The 19,303-nt window shown below is 38.5% G+C and carries 20 protein-coding genes; 2 read left to right on the forward strand and 18 right to left on the reverse strand.

All coding sequences use genetic code 11. The features are described from left to right. Positions 1 to 38: 38 nt before the first annotated feature. From D0817_RS13425 to D0817_RS13470, 10 genes are all read right to left on the reverse strand, one after another. The gene (locus tag D0817_RS13425) at positions 39 to 1,643 is read right to left on the reverse strand and encodes a fumarate hydratase (protein ID WP_127338894.1); all 1,605 of its coding nucleotides are present in this window, start codon (positions 1,641 to 1,643) and stop codon (positions 39 to 41) included. Positions 1,644 to 1,709: 66 nt separating this feature from the next. Continuing rightward, positions 1,710 to 2,444: a hypothetical protein gene (locus tag D0817_RS13430; RefSeq protein WP_127338895.1), complete on the reverse strand. Its 735-nt coding sequence runs from the start codon at positions 2,442 to 2,444 to the stop codon at positions 1,710 to 1,712. Between the two features lie 2 nt (positions 2,445 to 2,446). Next, positions 2,447 to 2,917: an FKBP-type peptidyl-prolyl cis-trans isomerase gene (locus D0817_RS13435; protein WP_127338896.1), complete on the reverse strand. Its 471-nt coding sequence runs from the start codon at positions 2,915 to 2,917 to the stop codon at positions 2,447 to 2,449. 49 nt (positions 2,918 to 2,966) lie between these two features. Next, positions 2,967 to 4,406, reverse strand: coding sequence for a nucleoside recognition domain-containing protein (locus D0817_RS13440; protein WP_127338897.1), 1,440 nt, complete (start codon positions 4,404 to 4,406; stop codon positions 2,967 to 2,969). A 110-nt stretch (positions 4,407 to 4,516) separates the two neighbouring features. Next, positions 4,517 to 5,593 (reverse strand): winged helix DNA-binding domain-containing protein, encoded by a 1,077-nt coding sequence (locus D0817_RS13445; protein WP_127338898.1) that lies wholly within the window; start codon positions 5,591 to 5,593, stop codon positions 4,517 to 4,519. A gap of 156 nt (positions 5,594 to 5,749) precedes the next feature. After that, on the reverse strand, positions 5,750 to 6,463 hold the full coding sequence (locus D0817_RS13450) for a 3'-5' exonuclease (protein WP_127338899.1): 714 nt from the start codon (positions 6,461 to 6,463) through the stop codon (positions 5,750 to 5,752). Positions 6,464 to 6,574: 111 nt separating this feature from the next. After that, complete coding sequence (locus D0817_RS13455; RefSeq protein WP_127338900.1) at positions 6,575 to 7,048, reverse strand: methylated-DNA--[protein]-cysteine S-methyltransferase; 474 nt, start codon at positions 7,046 to 7,048, stop codon at positions 6,575 to 6,577. A 68-nt stretch (positions 7,049 to 7,116) separates the two neighbouring features. Continuing rightward, a complete protein-coding gene (locus tag D0817_RS13460) occupies positions 7,117 to 7,932 on the reverse strand; it encodes an SDR family oxidoreductase (protein ID WP_127338901.1) in 816 nt (271 codons plus the stop codon). A gap of 103 nt (positions 7,933 to 8,035) precedes the next feature. Continuing rightward, a complete protein-coding gene (locus D0817_RS13465; RefSeq protein WP_127338902.1) occupies positions 8,036 to 8,485 on the reverse strand; it encodes a GNAT family N-acetyltransferase in 450 nt (149 codons plus the stop codon). Then, positions 8,470 to 9,372 carry a LysR family transcriptional regulator gene (locus tag D0817_RS13470; RefSeq protein WP_127338903.1) on the reverse strand — a complete coding sequence of 301 codons (903 nt, stop codon included), beginning with the start codon at positions 9,370 to 9,372 and terminating at the stop codon, positions 8,470 to 8,472. The genes D0817_RS13465 and D0817_RS13470 overlap by 16 nt, the downstream gene beginning before the upstream one ends. A gap of 143 nt (positions 9,373 to 9,515) precedes the next feature. On the opposite strand from D0817_RS13470, the gene D0817_RS13475 reads away from it, so the two are divergent. Further along, positions 9,516 to 9,911 carry a rhodanese-like domain-containing protein gene (locus tag D0817_RS13475; protein ID WP_127338904.1) on the forward strand — a complete coding sequence of 132 codons (396 nt, stop codon included), beginning with the start codon at positions 9,516 to 9,518 and terminating at the stop codon, positions 9,909 to 9,911. Positions 9,912 to 9,982: 71 nt separating this feature from the next. Here D0817_RS13475 and D0817_RS13480 read toward each other — a convergent pair whose 3' ends face one another. Genes D0817_RS13480 through D0817_RS13490 form a run of 3 tightly spaced genes read right to left on the reverse strand, consistent with a single transcriptional unit; the run spans position 9,983 to position 14,264 of the window. Then, positions 9,983 to 12,376 carry a M28 family peptidase gene (locus tag D0817_RS13480; protein WP_127338905.1) on the reverse strand — a complete coding sequence of 798 codons (2,394 nt, stop codon included), beginning with the start codon at positions 12,374 to 12,376 and terminating at the stop codon, positions 9,983 to 9,985. Positions 12,377 to 12,387: 11 nt separating this feature from the next. Next, the gene (locus tag D0817_RS13485) at positions 12,388 to 12,735 is read right to left on the reverse strand and encodes a hypothetical protein (RefSeq protein WP_127338906.1); all 348 of its coding nucleotides are present in this window, start codon (positions 12,733 to 12,735) and stop codon (positions 12,388 to 12,390) included. Next, the gene (locus tag D0817_RS13490; protein ID WP_127339136.1) at positions 12,732 to 14,264 is read right to left on the reverse strand and encodes a carbon-nitrogen hydrolase family protein; all 1,533 of its coding nucleotides are present in this window, start codon (positions 14,262 to 14,264) and stop codon (positions 12,732 to 12,734) included. The genes D0817_RS13485 and D0817_RS13490 overlap by 4 nt, the downstream gene beginning before the upstream one ends. Before the next feature lie 170 nt (positions 14,265 to 14,434). Between D0817_RS13490 and D0817_RS13495 the strand changes: the two genes are divergently transcribed. Continuing rightward, a complete protein-coding gene (locus tag D0817_RS13495; RefSeq protein ID WP_127338907.1) occupies positions 14,435 to 14,767 on the forward strand; it encodes a single-stranded DNA-binding protein in 333 nt (110 codons plus the stop codon). 51 nt (positions 14,768 to 14,818) lie between these two features. Here the strand turns inward: D0817_RS13495 and D0817_RS13500 are convergent, their stop codons facing one another. From D0817_RS13500 to D0817_RS13525, 5 genes are all read right to left on the reverse strand, one after another. Further along, on the reverse strand, positions 14,819 to 15,511 hold the full coding sequence (locus D0817_RS13500; protein WP_127338908.1) for a DUF2461 domain-containing protein: 693 nt from the start codon (positions 15,509 to 15,511) through the stop codon (positions 14,819 to 14,821). 359 nt (positions 15,512 to 15,870) lie between these two features. Continuing rightward, positions 15,871 to 16,389 (reverse strand): ferritin, encoded by a 519-nt coding sequence (locus tag D0817_RS13510; RefSeq protein ID WP_127338910.1) that lies wholly within the window; start codon positions 16,387 to 16,389, stop codon positions 15,871 to 15,873. Between the two features lie 163 nt (positions 16,390 to 16,552). Beyond that, positions 16,553 to 17,905 carry a hypothetical protein gene (locus D0817_RS13515; protein ID WP_127338911.1) on the reverse strand — a complete coding sequence of 451 codons (1,353 nt, stop codon included), beginning with the start codon at positions 17,903 to 17,905 and terminating at the stop codon, positions 16,553 to 16,555. A gap of 46 nt (positions 17,906 to 17,951) precedes the next feature. After that, entirely contained in the window at positions 17,952 to 18,581 is a 630-nt protein-coding gene (locus D0817_RS13520) for a chloramphenicol acetyltransferase (RefSeq protein ID WP_127338912.1), read from the reverse strand. Then, positions 18,581 to 19,288, reverse strand: coding sequence for an HAD family hydrolase (locus tag D0817_RS13525; protein ID WP_127338913.1), 708 nt, complete (start codon positions 19,286 to 19,288; stop codon positions 18,581 to 18,583). The genes D0817_RS13520 and D0817_RS13525 overlap by 1 nt, the downstream gene beginning before the upstream one ends. Positions 19,289 to 19,303 lie beyond the last annotated feature (15 nt).

The following is a 19,303-nucleotide window of genomic DNA, read 5'->3' on the forward strand; positions in this document are numbered from 1 at the left end:
CTTGCGTAAAGCCTTGCGAACCTTGCGGTTAAAAACTCCTATAAATTCTCAAAGAAATCATTCCCTTTGTCATCTGTAATGATAAAAGCAGGAAAATCTTTTACGGTGATTTTACGAACGGCTTCCATTCCCAGTTCCTCAAAATCAACGACTTCTACTTTCAGGATGTTATCCTGTGCCAAAATAGCCGCCGGACCTCCAATAGAACCCAGGTAGAATCCACCGTAGGTATTGCAGGCTGTTGTAACCTGTTTGGATCGGTTTCCTTTCGCCAGCATAATCATACTTCCGCCATGTTTTTGAAATTCATCCACATAAACATCCATACGGCCCGCGGTAGTGGGTCCAAAACTTCCTGACGCCATTCCTTCCGGAGTTTTGGCAGGACCCGCGTAGTAAACCGGGTGATTTTTGAAATACTCGGGCATTGGCTGACCGGATTCCAGCAATTCCATAATTTTGGCATGTGCGATATCACGGGCTACAATTACGGTTCCGTTTAGTTTTAAACGGGTTTTGATTGGATATTGTGTTAGTTTGGCTAAAATATCAGCCATTGGCATATTCAAATCAATTTCAACAGGAGCTTCTAAATGTGGTGCTGTTTCCGGTAAGAACTGTTTTGGATTTACCTCTAACTGCTCCACAAAGATACCATCTTTTGTGATTTTTCCTTTTATATTTCTGTCGGCAGAACAGGAAACTCCTAATCCAACCGGACAGGAAGCAGCGTGACGCGGAAGACGGATAACACGAACGTCATGCGTAAAGTATTTTCCTCCAAACTGGGCCCCGATAGCACTTTCCTGGCAGATTTTCTGTACACGCTCTTCCCATTCTAAATCACGGAAAGCCTGGCCGGCCATGTTTCCTGAAGTTGGTAAATGATCGTAGTACCCTGCAGAGGCCTTTTTAACGGCTCCTAAATTGGCTTCTGCCGAAGTTCCGCCGATTACCAAAGCCAAATGGTACGGAGGACAGGCCGAAGTACCTAGGTCTTTTATTTTTTCACGGATGAACTCATCCATTGCCTTATCGTTTAAAAGCGATTTTGTCTTTTGGTACAAAAAGGTTTTGTTGGCAGATCCGCCGCCTTTTGCCATAAACAGGAACTCATAGGAAGTTCCTTTTTTAGCATAAATATCGATTTGCGCCGGAAGATTCGAACCGGAATTCTTTTCTTCGAACATTGAAATCGGAACAATTTGGGAATAGCGTAAATTACGTTTTTGGTACGTATTGAAAATTCCTTTGCTCAGCCATTCCGCATCGTCGACACCGGTAAAGATGCTTTCTCCTTTTTTAGCCATCACAATGGCAGTTCCGGTATCCTGGCAGCTTGGCAACTGACCTTCGGCGGCAACAGAAGCATTTTGCAACAGGTTGTAAGCCACAAAACGATCATTATCGGTCGCTTCGGGATCGTCTAAAATATTGCGGAGTTTTTGCAGATGCGTTGTTCTTAGCATAAACGAAACGTCGGTTAAAGCTTCTTCGGCTAATAACTCCAGACCTTTTGGGTCCACTGTCAGGATTTCGCGTTCTCCGAATTGTTCTATTTTTACAAAATCGGAAGTGATTTTGCGGTATTGGGTATCATCCTTTAAAATTGGATAAGGATCCTGGTATATAAAATCAATCATTGCTTTGTTTTTCTGCAAATTTAAAAATTATTTATCTTAGAAAGGATTTGAATAACACCTCTCTGTTTATTGTTTTATTTCGTGGAATGCATTAAAAGACATTTTTTTCTCGAAGTAAGTCTGATCTGCCGGAGATAACAATTGCTTTGTCCAGCGCTGGTTTTTAAATTGAAAAACAACAGAATCCGAGTGTTTAGCGGTTCCCATGTCCTCATTGTCGTCGTCCGGCTCAAATGCAACTCTTTTGCAATAGAAAGATTCTGTGTCCGTTTTGCCCTTTGGAGCAGTAAATTCCACCCAGCTGCCCCAGCCACTATCCGACATCGTATCCCATTCATATACAAGTTGAAGGCCTTTGTTTTTTAGATAATACAAGTAATTATTTTGCATATAACCGCAGGCCGGATAGCCGAAACTAACCTGAATAAAAGAAGAATTTTTGACTGCAGTTGAAGACAGTCCGTACGACGCTCCCCATTCAGATCCTTTTTGGTATCCCTCAATGGTAACTCTGGAAGAAACTGTTTTAGTTCTGTCCTGATAAAAATCCAGCTGATAATGCTGGGTTACAATGCTGTCTTTATCTGCTTTTTGATCTAAAAGATGTGCAAGGATGTAATTGTTTTTTGAAGTTTCGTCTCCTTCAGAAATTGCTACGGTATCGGTTTTTAAGAATTTTTCTTCTTTAGCCAGCGTAACTTCAGTTTTCTTTTCCGGAGCAATACTTGCAGCTTCAGTTATAGCTTTTTCTTTTTGGCAACCTCCCAGTAAAGCTAAAACAAATAGATATTTAACTTTCATGACTAATTAACAGAAATCAGCTTAATGTCAAAAACAAGTACAGAACCACCGGGAATACCTCTGTAGGCAAAACTGCCGTATCCTAAACGGGCCGGTACAATAAGAACACCGCTTCCGCCTTCTTTAAATAACGGAATTCCTTCTGTCCAGCCTGATATTACCTGTTGCAGCCCAAAGGTAGTGCCGGCCTCAGGGCTCTCGTCAAAACCTTTCTTGCTTGTGTAATACCCTTTGTATGCTACTGTTACGCTTGAAGTATATTTTGGCTGTTTGCCTGTTCCGGGCTCTGTAATGATATAATACAAACCGGTAGCTGTTTTTTGGGCAGTCAGCTTATTGTCGGCCAGATACTTTAAAATTTCGGCTTCATTTTTTTCGGTGTAATCAACCGGAACAAGGTTATCATTTTCAATTTCGTGACTGACACAAGAGAAAAAAAGGGTAAGGATTAGAGCAAATAAGGAATATTTCATTTTGGATTTTATTGTTTTTAAAGGATTGTATTAGACAGGATATGATGTTTTAGAAAAACCAGCTGGCCACAAAAATAGCAGTAATCACGCAAATTACATCTACCAAAAGCATGGTGCCCAAAGCATAACGGGTATTTTTGATATTTACGGAACCAAAGTAAACGGCGATCACATAAAAAGTACTTTCGGCGCTACATTGAAAAATACTGCTCAATCTTCCTGTTAGGGAATCGGCTCCAAAAGTATTCATAGAATCAATCAGAAAACCTCTGGATCCTGCAGAACTAAAAGGACGAAGCATAGCTACCGGCAAGGCATCCGTAATTTGTTTGTTGACACCCATATTCGAGAATACAAAAGCAATTCCATCACTGATAATTTCAAATAGACCGCTGTTTCTGAATAGTGAAATAGCCACCAGCATTCCCAAAACATAAGGGAAAATAGTAACTCCGGTTTTCACTCCGTTGTTGGCACCTACCACAAAAGCATCAAAAACAGTAGTATTGGCCTCAGTAAATTTCTTTTCGTGACGCCACGAAAAAACCAAGGTAAAAGCAATGATCGCGAATAAGATCAAACCGGAAAGATTAGAAGTAAAATAGTTTTTTCCAATTAAATCCAGATGATTCACGTACATCAGCAAGCCAACAATAGCAGCGATTAATAGCATTAAGGCAATAACGAGGGAAGCGCTTTTGAAATTGATTTTCTGCCTGATCCCCACAATTAAGAAGGCGGCAATGGTACCAATAAACGAAGTAATAATACACGGCAGCATGACATCTGCCGGATTGCTTGCGTTGGCGGCAGCACGATAACCGATAATTGACGTGGCGATTAACGTAAGTCCGGAAGCGTGTAAACACATAAACATAATCTGCGCATCACTGGCCCTGTCTTTGTCGGGGTTGATTTCCTGTAAGCTTTCCATAGCTTTCAAACCAAATGGAGTGGCAGCAGAATCAAGTCCTAAGAAATTTGCGGCAAAGTTGAGGGTCATATACGAGATAGACGGATGGTTTTTAGGAATGCTCGGGAATACTTTTACGAAAACCGGGCTCAAAGCTTTGGCCAGTTTTCCGGAAGCGCCCGAAATGATTAAAAGTTCCATTAACCCGCAGAAAAAAGCCAGATAGGCAATAAGCGGCAGAATTAAGTCGACCAAAGTACTTTTACAGGTAGGCAATAAACCATCTGATTTTTGAAGACCGCTGTAAATTTTTACGGTTTTGTTTTTATAAACGTAAGTCGTGTCGGCATTTAGTGTATCACGGTTGATAATGATTGTCTGTTCCGGCGCTTTTTTGATGCTGTCTTTGATAAAAGCCGGAAGCTGTTCAGCGTATTTTTCTGAAACCAGAATCGGATCGTCTTTTTTACCATTCAGAACATAATCAATGGTATATGTATTGGCGGTAAACAAACTGATTACAATAAACGCGATCGACGAAATAAATATAGCTAACCAAAATCTACTTAATACCATAATTATATTTTTTTGTAAATGTAATTATTTAGCCATAATATGCACAAAGATTTTAATGCTGAAACAGGAAGTATTTCTCAAAAACACCAATCTTTCAATGAAAATCCGGTTTATTCAATCACAATTTTGGTTTCCAGATATTTTTCGAAAGATTTAAGGCCTTCGCATATAACGGCTTTTTTATGATTTTCGGTTGCGTTAAAAAACTGTGTTTCTATTTTTGCATGGTCTTTTTTGATGGTTCTTTTCCAGGTTCCGATAGCTTTGCTGTTTTCCAGGATAACCGGTTTGAAAATTCCGTTATTGGTAAAAGCTTTTGACTGATGTTCCGGTAGAATGGAAGCTTCACGGGTTTTATAGGAAATCAGGATTTCATCAAAAGCGGGCAGGAAATGTACACTTTCGCTGAAGTTGCTTTTAAGAGAAAGAGAAGTTCCAAACCAGTACGTCTGGTGATCAATTTCTACCGAATTTAGTTCTGATGCAATGGAATTAAGTGCCAGTTTACAGGTGGTCTGTGGAAAACCCGACCACCATGAAAAATCTGGCAGCGTTGCCGGACCGTGGCTTTCAAAATAACGTTTGGCCAATTTCGCCAGACCCTCTTCTTTCGTCAATTTTGTTGTGGGTTTTGGGACTTTTTCACCCAGTAAAGCATAAGTCATTTGCTTTTCTTTCATTTTTCCGTTGCAGACCAAACCTTCTAATTCTGCATACATCATAATAAGTACGGGGCTTAAAAAATAGTCGCCGGAAACCTTTTTAAGATCAAGTCCCTGCATGATTTCATCCCGCGTTAAGTGATTGTTTCCGGCCAGCAGTTTTTCGATAGCCGAATTAATCTTGTCGAACTCCTTTTCATCATAGCCATGCTTTCTGGTTTCCGCAAGAATAATTCGTTTGACCTGTGGTCCCGAAACATCGAGCATCCAGTAGATATCATCGGCAGAAACAAAATGCCAGGTAGGTCTCAGGATATGAGTCCGGATGATTTTACCGGAATTAATGGCTTCTTCGATTTCTTTTTCAGTAGCATCACATCGCGAACCTATAGCCCATTTCGCCATCGCATAATCCTGCGCCTGCATAGCACCGAGATGATGGACAATTTGTTGCGGAGTATTTGAGCTGGTTTCTAAAAGCTTTTGCGAAGCAAGCCTGTACTGTGATATTTCCTGATGTGTCATTTTTTAAACCATATAAGTTATTGAAGTTCATTTAAGCTTTTTCCTTTTAAACCATGTAAGTTATTGAAGTTCATCTAAGCTATGTCCCTTTGCACCTCTGTTCCTTTGCACCTTAGAGCCTTAGTCCCTGAGCACCTCAGCACCTTCAAAAAAAAACTAAACATGAATAATTTCATCGTCAATCAATAAATCTTCACGGCGTAAGCGCAGGAAGATTTGGGCAACTGCAATAGTATCTTTTTCGCAATAGGTCACAATACGGTCAATGTCTTTTTCTACATAAAAAACATGAGCGACCTGACTGCCGTCGATATCGCCTTTTGGCGAAGGAATCCCAAGTATTTTGGTTAATAGTTTTAACGAGGTAAAATGCTTATAATCCCCAAACTTCCATAATTCCAGGGTATCGAGATGCGGGACTTCCCATGGCTTTTTTCCAAATAAATTAAGTTTGTTCGGAATCGCAATCTGATTGATAATCATACGCCTTGCGATAAACGGAAGATCAAACTCCTTGGCATTATGGCCGCACAGCAAATGCTGAGGCTGGTTAAAATGATTGTTCAGCAGGTTGTTGAAATCATGAAGAATTTTTTTTTCTTCCCCGAAAAAGGACGTAACCCTGAAATTACGAATATCGCCTTTGATAGTGAAATAGCCCACGGAAATGCAGACAATCTTTCCAAACTCCGCCCAGATGCCGGCACGGTCGTAAAATTCTTCAGGGGTGAATTCCTCTTTTCGCTGATATTGGGTTTTATGATCCCAAAGAGATTGCATTTCAGCATCAAGCGAATTGAAATGTTCTTCTTCCGGAACCGTTTCGATATCCAGAAATAAAATATTGTTGAGGTTTATTTTTTCAATCATAATTTTTAACCACTAATTGCACTGCTTTATTTTATGAAGATACATAAATCGATTTAAAGAAAGAAATGTACTACAATTTAAATACTTTCGGCTAATTTATGAAATATTTTTTTAAAACAGACTTTGTTGCTGCGTTGGGTTTTCATGTTCCAAAAGCCATTTTTTACGCCATATTCCTCCGGCATAACCGGTGAGCGACCCATTGGTGCCAATCACCCGGTGGCACGGCACTACAATCCAAAGCGGATTTTTACCATTTGCCGATGCGACTGCGCGGATCGCTTTGATATCGCCGAGCTTTTTGGTCTGGTCCATATAACTGACCGTTTTGCCATACGGAATTTCGAGTAGTGATTTCCATACTTTTTGCTGGAATTCCGTTCCTTTTGGATTTAGTTTGAAAGTAAAATCAGTTCTTTTTCCTTCAAAGTATTCCTGTAACTGCCGAACAGCTTCCTGCAGCACTTCCGGAATTTCAGCAGAAAGTTCACCTTCCTGCGTTACCGAAATTACCGATACGCCCTCTTCATCACCAATAATTGTGGTGATTCCGAGCGGAGATTCGATGTAAGCTGTCTGTTCCATTTTAGAGTAAAAGCATAAGGGCTTTCACAAAGTTCGCAAAGTTTTTGTCTTGAACCCTATAAGTGAGGCTAATAATTTTTCAGATCAAATTGATATTGTAAACTTGTTTCAATTTTTTCGCCTGATATGGTCTTCTTAATTCCTGATTCTACAAGGCTGAATGTCGGTAAAGGCAGGTTTAAAGCTATTGCTTTTCCGGTATAATAAACTTCCCGGGTAGGATGGAACGGAGCCACAGCATTAAAAACGTCTCCCCATTTTGACTGATGGATGATTTCGTAAATCAATCCAATACAGTCCGTTTGATGAATTAAATTGACAGGAGCATCCGGATTTTCAAGATTTTCTCTTCCTGATAAAGTTTTCACCGGATGACGATCCTCACCGATTAAACCGCCAAAACGGATAATAGTAGTTTCGAATAGCGAATTGTTTTGCAGTACGGCTTCCGCCGAAAGTAATTGTTTGCCACTTTCGGTATCGGGATTTGGAGTCGTTTGTTCTGTGATAATTGTATTTTCATTGCCATAAACCGAAGTGGAACTCACAAAAAGCACTTTTTTTACAATCGATTGTTCGATAAACGGAATCAGGTTTTTGATTTTCTCCACAAAAACTTTCTTTTCAGTATCTGCGTTGTTTCCGCGCAATTTCGGCGGAATGTCTATAATCAGGATTTCGCTTTTAGCTAAAAAATCAGTTATGCTTTCAGAAATGCCTTCGCTTTCGAGTGTAACCAAAAAAGGATGTATGCCAGCTTCTGCCAGGATCGAAAGTTTGTTTTCTGAAGTGGTAGATCCGTTAACCGAATATCCTTTCTCGATTAATTTTTTTGCCAGGGGGAAACCCAGCCAGCCACAGCCTAATATACTGATTTGTGTCATTTTTTTTTGAGGTACAAAGAGGCAAAGGTTCAGAGGGGCAGAGGGAAAGCTAAACTGAATGCAGTCTTTTCTTCTTGTCTCTTTTCTTTGCGAAATTAAATTTTTACAAATTTAAGGTAAAACGAACTTTGTCTTTTCCTTTTCCACCCATTCTGTGATAAAATTTAATGGCTCTTTCGTTAAATTGTGGTGTTTGCCATTGGATATTGATACAGTTTTTCTCTTTTCCGATTTGTTGCAGCTTTTCAATTAAAACTTCTCCGATCCCGAAACTTCGGGCTTGTTCTTCCAGAAACAGACAATCCATATACATAAAATCAGCAGCATCCCAAGTGGAATAATCAAAAGTATACGAAACATAACCGACGATTGTTTCTTTAGTGGCAACAACCAGGCAGTACAGTTTAGGATTTTTTGCGAAGATTGCTTTTTCTAAAGCTTCTGCTTTTCCTTCCGCGGTAAAGTCGGCTTTTTCAAATTCCGCATGCTTCTGGCATAAAACGACTAATTGTGGCAAATCTTTGGGTTCGCAATTCCTTATTGAATATTCCATTGCAGGTTGATTTCGGTTTGTAAAAAGGTAATAAAATGATGAAAATAACCGGGATACTTTTCGTTTTCGCGAATCGCAATAAAATGTTTTCTTTTTAAACCGTTTTTGCCAATTTTAATGGCTTTTATCGGACTGGTCTTAAGATGTGGCAATAAAGCCCATTTTGCCATCGACATCACACCCATATCGGCCTTGACCATTTCGAGCGAAGCCTCGGTCAAAGGTAAAGGCGTAATTTTTTTCGGCGTTACTTTGGCGGGAGCTAGGAAAAACTGATGTATCGTAACCGTTTCCATCGGAAGGGAGTGAATCAAAAGATGTTCGGTGACAAAATCTTCGGGAACTACATATTTTTTATGCGCCCAAGGATGGTTTTCAGAAACCGCCATCACCACTTCATCCTGAAAAAGCTCCAGGTATTTAATGTTATTGTCTTTGATGGGATCGCTAATGATGGCAATGTCAATGGTATTGGCCAGTAAATTCTGGAGCGGAATATGTGTGGCTTCGGTCACGATTTTCAATTCAACATTCGGGTATAAAAGATGAAACTGCTTTAAAACCGACGGCAGCCAGTGATAACTTGAAAAACATTCGGTACTAATCCTGATTTCACCCTGTTCGCCAAAAACCATTTGTTTGATCTGGGTTTCGGTCTGTGCCAGTTTGTCGAGAATTTCATTGGCAATCTCATAAATCTTTTCACCGGCTTTGGTGAGAACCAGTTTTTTATTCATCCTCAAAAATATGGGAGTGCCCAGCTGATATTCAGCTTCTTTGAGCTGATGGCTCAGGGCCGATTGTGTCAGATGAAGTTTATCGATTGCTTTGGTAATGCTTCCTTCTTCGACAATTGCTTTGATCAGCCGTAAATGACGTATTTCCATTTTTAGAGAATTTGTACACAAAGGAACAAAATTTTGCGATGGGTTTTCCATGAAAAAAAGTAATCGAATGGATGAATTCTTTTCGTTTTTATGGTGCTGTGACTTCTGCTACTTTTGAAAAATAAAATCATTAAATCTATAAAATGGAAGCACAACTAAAACATTATGAAAATAAACTGGCCTTCGAAATGGATCCTTCCGATTTGTTTGACGCCTTAAATAATGGAGAAAAAGTCATGGTAATTGATGCCCGAAAAGCATTTGGTTTCGAAGCAGAACATATTCCGACTGCGATTAATATTCCACATCGTGAAATGAACGAAGAAAGTACAAAGCATCTGGACAAAGAAATTTTGTATGTGACCTATTGCGACGGAATTGGGTGTAATGCCTCGACAAAAGGAGCGCTGAATATGACGAAACTGGGTTTTAAGGTAAAAGAACTGCTCGGTGGAATCGAATGGTGGAAGTTTGACGGTTATGCCACAGAAGGTACGAACGGTAAAAAAGCCGGATTGAAAATTGAATGTGCCTGTTAAAAAAAAGGACAAACTTTAAATTTTAAAGTTTGTCCTTTTGTGTTTTTTATAATTATAATTGAAAAGCTTTCTTATTCAGGGGTAACAACTGGTTTTAAAGTGTCTTTCGCAACAACAATACTGTCTTTTACAGGAGCAGTCTCAATCGGTTTCAAAGCAGCGGTATATCGTTTTATTTTCTGCTGAATCAAAATGGCATCATTCAGTACAAAAGGTGTCGGCATCATCCAGTCACTCCTTGGTTTGATATTGAACAACGGATTCGTCATTAGATCAAAAGAACTTTCAATAAGATCCATATCGAAAACAGAAGATTTATTGATGTAGAATTCCAGAACAAGAGGTTCGTTGCCTACCACATAATAGCATAAAATTTTGCTGTCATCACGTTCCAGACGATTTCCTATTTGCCCTGAAGTCGAAACGCCATTGGCTTTAAAGTTGTAAAACGTCATTTTGGTATTGGCATAAATGTCGTAACGGTTTACTTTTCTGTTAGGTGTTATTTTTATTTTTAAATACCTGTTGTTTCCCACCACACTGTCTTTGATGAAAGTCACCGTTGGTTTTGGAACTGCTACATTTGGCGCAATTGCACTGTAGGTAAATGCTGAATTGTATTTGCTGGTAATCGGTAGGGAATTTAAACCGACTGCTTTTTGATTGGTCTGACCGAGATAGCTTTTGGTCCAGTCGTCTAAGTTGACATCATAAGTCGTCCATAGAGCCGAATTGGTATTGGCGTTGTAGACATACAATAAACTGTTTGATTTTGCTTTCCCTTTTTCATAATCCGAGTGAATGCCTGCGTAAACGAAAAAGGCAATGGACAGGCCAAAAAAGAGCATCGTCCAGATTCCTTTTTTCGAAAAAGCACCAAATATCGGAAGCAATAATCCAAATAATAAAACCGTCAGGACAGCACTTCCGTAAAGTATTTTTAATCCTAAACCAACCGGAAACATTATTATGAAAGGCGCCACAATGGCTAAAGCAGGAATAGCAAATAACAAATTCAGTCCTAAACTGTAATGTTGCGTAATGACAAAAATTCCGAATAAAAGAACTCCGAAATATACCGGAATAATCAGGAAACCGGCTCCTGTCAGGCTGTTGGCCAGAAAAGCATTAATGATGATCCAAAGTAAGAGAGGCGCTACAAAATGGTTCATTGTTACTTTCCCTTCAGAAAAATGATGATAAAAAGCAAAACAGATGGCAATGCTAAGTGTCACAAAAGCACCAATGTAAGCATGACCATTATAGGTAAATCCGTTTAGGAGGTCATTGTACTGCGGATACGCCTCCAGAAGAATCTTCCATCCCAAAAAAGTAACCAGTCCGGATATAATTACAGAACCTAACAAAGGCACAAAACCCCTGAAAATTTCTCTGAAGCTAATGACACGTTTTACTTTTCCTATAAAAATGAAAAGGATTAAAAGGCCTAACGCAATGATGGTCATTGGCGCTACCCAGGCAAAAGGATAACTTATAAAAAAACCGAAAGGAACATTAAAATAAACATTATCCCCGGTTGCAGTGGTTTTGTTCAGATCGAAATTCGAAAAATATTTCAATAAAGGCATCAGATAAGTGCCCTGATGCGTCAGTGTAGTTGTATTGAGATGCTGAAGGTCATCTTGCTGGGTGTGGTAATTGAAATGACCATCGATAAAAGCAAAGTTAAATCCCTGAATGTTTCCCTGCTCTCTGAAAACCGTCAGATCGGTATCATTCGGAAGCATTTTATAAATGCTGTACATCAGTGAATTTGAAACCGGAAATTTTGTTTTTGCATTCGAAAACTCTTTTACAAGCGCTTCATTTCCTTTGTTGGTTTCCATAAGCATATAACTTGGCCCCGAAGAGCCTCTGGCTTCAAAATTTAAAACCAGTCCAACGTCTTTTGCCCACGGATGCTGATCTACAAAAAGTGCCGCACCGTTTAGTCCTAATTCTTCGGCATCGGAAAAGAGAATGATAATATCGTTTTTGTGGGGCTGTTTCGCATATAAAAAGGCACGAATACCTTCCAGAATAGTGGCAACTCCCGAAGCATCATCACTTGCACCTTTGGAAAACGAGTGTGGGGCACTGTCGTAATGGGAAAGTAATAAAAGTGCTTTTGAATTGTCTGTTCCCTTAATGCGGGCAAGAATATTCTTAGATTTTACTAAGAGCCCTTTTTTGTTCAGGGTAAAACCTTCCTGTGTAGTGGTCTCTAAACCGATTCTGTTCAGTTCAAGTTTAAGGTAATTGGCTACTAATTCATGATTTGTCGAGCCTACATAATGGGGTTTATGCGCTATGATTTTAACCTGATTTAGTGCCCGCTCTGTTGAGAATTCTGCCAGGGCTTCTTCATTTTTGGAAACCCACTGGGGCATCATTGTGGCGTAGATAATAGCTAAAATGGCTATGACGCATAGAAAAGCTAGTATTGAAGTAGGATTTTTTTTCATGTTGAAATATACTAAATTTCTTTTTTTACGAGCATAAAATAATCATTGTCCAGAGAGCAGTATCCCTGGTCATACAGGAAATAATAGGTATTGCCTGTTTGCGTCTGCAAAATATTAGTAAAAAAATCAAAATCAAAGCCTTTATTCAACATTTTATCTCTTGTTGCTTTTGATTTTCCTTCTGCGTTGAGTTCAGACAAGATACGGTAATTTTTGCGTAATTTATTGTTTACATTTCGCATAAAATTATTCGTATCCTTATTTATTTTATTATTGTAGGCATTCCGACAACTGTCGGAACAGAATTTTTTATCTTCCCGGCCTACAAGTTTTTCTGAACATTCGAGACAGGTTTTCATGGCTGTTCTATTTTTCTGATTTCATAAAGGTCATTTCTTCTGTCCTTTAGAATACGGACACTCCCATGCTCATGAAGCTGTTTTAGCAAATTCAGATCTACGTCCACAATCAGAGTCATTTCTGTATTCGGAGTAGCTTCCGCTTTTATACCATTACTCGGAAAGGCAAAATCAGATGGAGTAAATACCGATGCCTGTGCATATTGGATGTCCATATTATTTACTTTCGGTAAATTGCCGACGCAGCCTGCAATAGCCACATAACATTCGTTTTCGATAGCCCTGGCCTGTGAACAATGTTTGACACGGGTATAGGCATTCTGGGTATCGGTTAAGAAGGGTACAAACAAAATATTCATTCCTTCATTGGCCATGATTCTGGAAAGTTCCGGGAACTCGACATCATAACAGATCAGGATTCCGATTTTTCCGCAATCGGTATCAAAAGTTTTAAAGTGAGATCCGCCTTTCATTCCCCAATGCTGTACTTCGTTGGGAGTAATGTGAATTTTGGTATACATTTCGGAGGTTCCGTCTCTTTTGCATAAAAAACCAACATTGTATAAATTACCGTTTTCCAGATGAGGCATACTTCCGGTGATGATGTTGATATTGTACGAAATGGCAAATTCCTGAAACCTTTTTCTAATCGGCTCAGAATGTCGGGCCAGTTCCCTGATGGCTTCGGCTTCAGATAAATGATTGAAATCGGCCATTAAGGGCGCAATAAAAAGTTCAGGAAATAAAGCGAAATCACTTCCGTAGCCCGAAACGACATCAATAAAAAATTCCGCCTGTTCAAAAAGAGCCTCCACATTATTCAGCTGTCGCATCTGCCATTGGATCAATCCCAAGCGAATCACACTTTTCTCCAGGTTAATCAGTCTCGGACTTTCATCATAATAGACATTGTTCCATTCTAACAGCACGGCAAATTCTTTAGATTCCTCATCGCCTTCCAGGTAATTTTTGATAATTCTTAAAACGTGAAAATCATTACTCAGCTGAAACGAAAGTACAGGATCATGTAATTCTTTGTGTTTTACTTTTTCAATATAATTCTTTGGAGTCATTTTACTCGCATACTGGCCATAGTTCGGAATTCTCCCGGCAAAAACAATCGCTTTGAGGTTCAACTGTTCGCAAAGTTCTTTACGGGCATCGTACAAACGGCGTCCTAAACGTAAGCCACGATAATTGGGGTGAATAAAAACATCAATTCCGTATAGTATTTCTCCGTTTTTGTTATGGGTAGAGAACGTATAATCACCAATAATTTGTCTGTAGTTATGTCTTTTATCGACCAGTTTTTCATCCAGTATTAAAGACAGTGCTGATCCTACCACTACACCATCGACTAAAATAACAAGTTGGCCTTCAGGAAATATGGCGAGTAATTTTTTAATGTCCTTAGATTCCCAATACGAATTGGCCATTTCCGGGTAGGACTCTATCATTGAGTTTTTTAATTGTTTGTAATCGACTAATTGTAAATTTCGCAATTCAACTTTGTTGATTTGTGTCTGCATATCATAGGGTTTTTCCCGAATGTACGAAATTATTCCCATTTACAAACGCTTACAAATAATTACAATCGTAAATAATTATTAGTTAATCGGATAATTCCTACTTTATTTGTATTTTTGTCCATGTGAATTTGACTAACGAATTCATTTTTAACCTTAAAATTTTATACGCCATGAATGCAATGAAAAACAGAGTACAGCTAATCGGGAACGTAGGTAACGATCCGGAAATTAAAACATTGGAAAACGGAAAAAAATTAGCGCATATGAATATCGCTACCAATGAGTACTACAAGAATGACAAGGGCGAGAAAGTAGAACAAACAGAATGGCACCGTGTGACGGCTTGGGGCAAAACGGCTGAAATTATCGAAAAATTTGTCGTAAAAGGAAAAGAAGTAGCTGTGGAAGGGAAGTTAACCCACAGAAGCTATGACGACAAAAACGGAGAGAAAAAATTTATTACAGAAGTAGTGGTCAATGAAATCTTACTCTTAAATAAATAATTCAAACCCGACAGGTTTTTTAAACCTGTCGGGTTTAGTTTTAATACGTCCCTACAAAACAGAGGCACCATTGCTATCAGTGGTCAGTATTTCGCTCATATAATCGAAAAAAGGTCTCATGTTCAGGCAGGTTTCGAGCGCCTGTTCCAGAAAAAACGGACTTAATACTTCAGCATCCGTAAAACGTTTAATAATTAGAAACTGTTTGTAGCGCAGTAAGTCGATGGCCTCATGATTGATATCAAATCCTTTCGGGGAAGTTTTAAGCTGTTCGCCCTGCAAAGTTCCGAAAGTTTCAACAAAAGATTTTGACTGCACTATTTTTTGCATGGGTGTCGCATCATGTGCAAATTCGCTTCTGATCCGCTTTAAATCTGCAGCGCTGGGTCCCCAAAATCCACCGGCGAAAAAACTGTTTCCTTCTTCCAGATGAAAATAATAACCACCGCGTCTTTCCTTTGTTGCGCGCGTAAAGCTGCCGCCCCAAAAAGTTTTAAAAGGAGTTTTATCTTTGGAAAAACGAATATCACGATAAATTCTATAGACACTTTTTTTGCCTGAAGCGGTTTCTAATACATCGGTTTTAGAGAGTTCCTGCAGCAACGCACCGGCAAAGGCTTCAATATGATTTAATTCGTTGAGGTACTTTGTTTTGTTGGCCTCAAACCAGGGTTTATTGTTGTTTGTTTTGAGCTGCTGCAAAAAATCAAGACTGGATTTGGGTATCGTAACCGGTTGTTTCATAAGTATACTATTAGCGTTTCTAAAAGTAAAACACGAATATCATTTAAACTAAAAACCCACCAGATTTCTGATGGGTTTTTCTATATTTTTTTAAGCAGTCTTTTTTATTAAGTCAAACATAGGACAACGGGAGCAACGTTTCTTTTCGCTCTTTTTGAATTTCTCACAACAGCTTGATTTGCAGTTTTCGATCTTCTTAATCTTATCAAGGATAGCAGCTTTTTTTTTCTTCTTATCCTTCTTTTTGTCCTTGTCTTTAACTTTATCTTTCTTGCTCACGGTTCATTTCAATTATAAAACGAGACAAATATAAAAGAATAAATGTTATTTTTATGCGTTCTAAATAAACTTTAACTTTTTTATTTTGGATTGATGGCAATCGAGCTAGTCACTGTTAATTGCTGAATATCACGATCAAACAAATAAAGTCCGCCCTTATCATCCCCAATTAAATTGATTTTATCAAGAATTGATTTGGCCGTAGCCTCTTCTTCGATTTGTTCTGCTACGTACCATTGCAGGAAATTATGCGTAGCATAATCTTTTTCAGAAAAAGTGATATGTACTAATTCATTGATCGATTCTGATACGAAAATTTCATGATTGTAAAGTGTTTCAAACATTTCTTTAAACGTAGTGTATGATGTTTTTGGCGCTTTTAGATCCGTAATAGTAGCATGCCCGCCACGTTCGTTGATGTACTTCACTAATTTAAGCATGTGCGCGCGCTCTTCATCTGACTGAGTATACATAAACTGAGCAATTCCTTCTAATCCGTGTACCTCTGCCCAACAAGCCATTGAAAGGTAAGTTTGTGAAGACTCTGCTTCAATTCTGATTTGCTTGTTTAGTGCTGTTTCTATATTTTTTGATAACATAATCCTGAGTTTTGTGTAAAGTTAAATAATTTTAAGCAATTTAGGACCTGATTCAATGGTACTCAAAGCAATCAAATTCAGCGAAATACAAATAAAATCAACTTATTTGAATGTATTCGGACTTTTATATAATTAGCAAGAGTCTAAAAATCCTGGCTTTGTCTTAATTATATCCGTCTGTAAACTTCAGCATCATGTATTGTTTGGTTGTAGTATCAAAATAGCCTAAAATGGAATAATCTTTAAATTTCATGATGCTTTCCAACGCCATTTCTTTGTGTTTATCCATAAATAAGTAAATTTTATCTATGGCAAGAGGCTGTTGTCTTTCAGTGGTAAATCCGAGTTTTTTATCCCAGATACTTTCAAAAAATACTGTTTTGGTTTCAATATCAGGATAGTAAAAACCCTCGAAACTCTGATTGGTTGTTTTACTGATTCCACCAATGGTAATAAACAGATTCTTTTTGTTCTTAAATACGGAGATACCCATATCTAAACCGGATAAATGCTGCAGGAATTTGGCCGTGTTTTTTAATTCTTTCGGACTGTAATTGTCTCTCTGGATTAGCAATGGCGAATTTTTAAAAAGGATCGTGTCATTTTTTGCAACAGCAATGCTTTTTAGGACTTGTTGGGAATCCAGATCCTTTATATCAAACGAAAGTTCTTCTTCATTGGCATTGATCTGGTACAATTTGTTTTCGTGATAATAAGAATTGGCGGTTCTGGGGGCTTTTTTAGCAACAGGCTGCACGAAGTTTTTTTCTTTGATCTCCAGATTATTTAAATTAATATCGAATAACTGTGTTCTTTGAAGATTTTGATCCAGCGTTAAGAGGATACGATCGCTTAATAAATACATTTTAGTTTTACTAATCGTCATCGATAACGGATTGTATTCGCCCGGTTCCATTTTTTCAATGGGATTTTCTGCCAGAATCTGGTTGAATGTTTGAGGCTGTGTTTTTTTATTCATAAACGTAAAAGGAGAGAAATCAAGTATTTTTTCTTCCACTATTCCGTTTTTGAAAACATACAGAATTAGTTTTGGTTCTGTCTTATGCTGTGTCAGGAAATTAAAAGTATTATCCTTTTGATATTGCGTTACAATAGGATGTGTGGCATTCGGATATTCAAATTTTAGCGCTTTCGAAGTTTTACTTTCGAAATAATATTTGACGATTATAATGTTTTTTGCTTCTTCTGAAAACCAGTACAAAGTTGGATTTCCGTCTTCGCTAAAACTATAACCCATCAGCGACCTGTCATTAAAATACGTAGCCGGACCCGTAAACTGATCGTTCAGGAATAAGGCGCTATTGTATTTTAAAATCGTAAAATTCCCTTGCGACAGTACAAAAACAAATACTTCGTGGGTGGAGTTATTTTCGAAATTTAAAATCTGATCGTTTTCCCTTACTCTTTTTAAGTCCAAAGGATAAGATGTCAAAACCGTCTGGCTTAACAGAATAGAATTGTACAATACAGCTAAAAACAGAAATACTTTTCTCATATTTTTTAAGAATAAAATCAATTCAAAATCTTCGCCTGAATTCTGTTTAGGAATTCATCAGCTCCTGAAAATAGTCTACAAACTGACCCAGATGCAGACCGTCCATTAAACCATGATGCACATATACGGCCATCGAAATAGTTCTTTTTCCGGTTTCGGACGTCATCATTTTTCCGAAAGAAACTTTTGGGCAGCTGTCCGGATACGTGAAACTGCGGGCATGCGTAAGCGAAGTAAAATTTAACCACGGTATTGCCGAAAAATGGATCACATTATCGTCTTTAAACTCACGGGTAAAAAGCCCGGTGGTGGTTTGAATACGCTCAATTTCTTTTAAGGCAGTTTGTTCGAAAACCTTAAAATCAGCATCATATTCGATTAGCGAAAAACCAAAAGTGCCATCTTCGCGGCCAATGGTGGCCGATGCATCAATACGATCGTTAATATAAATCTGGTCTTCTGCAATTCGGTACCTGAAATTTTCGATCGCATTTACGGCAACCAGTGTTTTATGCAAATAATAGATAAAAAAGGAAGCATTAAGGCCTTTTGCGGTTTGATACGCTTTTGTGCAGTCAATCTCAACAGTGGCCCCAAAAAAAGGTTCTTCCATCTGTCTGAAATGGGCAAAATGCTCTTTTCTATTCCAGTTTTCTAAATCTAAAAGTGTTTTCATTAGGCTAAATTAGTAACCACTTCCGTGATTTTTTCAAATGAACTAAAATGTTCGTGTTCTACTTTATGACTTATTTTCTCGTGTTCCCAGGTCGTGTGAAACGGAATATGTACGGCATAACCGCCAATTTCCAAAACCGGTAAAACGTCCGATTTTAACGAATTCCCGATCATCAGAAATTCGTGGGGCTGAATGTCTAAACGGCCCAGCAATTTCTCGTAATCAATTTCCTGTTTGTCTGACATGACTTCGATATGGTGAAAATAATGCCCGAGTCCGGAACGGTGCAGTTTGCTGTGCTGGTCTTTTAAATCGCCTTTTGTGGCCACGACCAATTTGTACTTGCCGTGCAAAGCCTGCAAGGTTTCTTCGATTCCATCAAGGAGTTCGATGGGTTTTTCGAGCAATTCTTTTCCGTATTGAATGATTTTCTGAATCACTTCAACCGGAATGGTGTTGTTCGAAATGTTCATCGCCGCTTCAATCATTGATAAAATATAACCTTTGATTCCGTAACCGTACAAAGGTAAATTCTGAATTTCGATTTTAAACAATTCCTGCGAAATGCCCTGATGCGAAAGATAATCTTCCATTAAGGCACAAAATTTATGTTCCGTTTCCTGAAAATAGGGTTCGTTTACAAATAAAGTATCATCGGCATCGAATGCGATTACTTTTAAATTTGGAATTTTGCTTTTATGTAACATATGTTTTTTTGTTTC

The organism is Flavobacterium cupreum (genome assembly GCF_003996965.1).
Lineage (GTDB): Bacteria > Bacteroidota > Bacteroidia > Flavobacteriales > Flavobacteriaceae > Flavobacterium > Flavobacterium cupreum.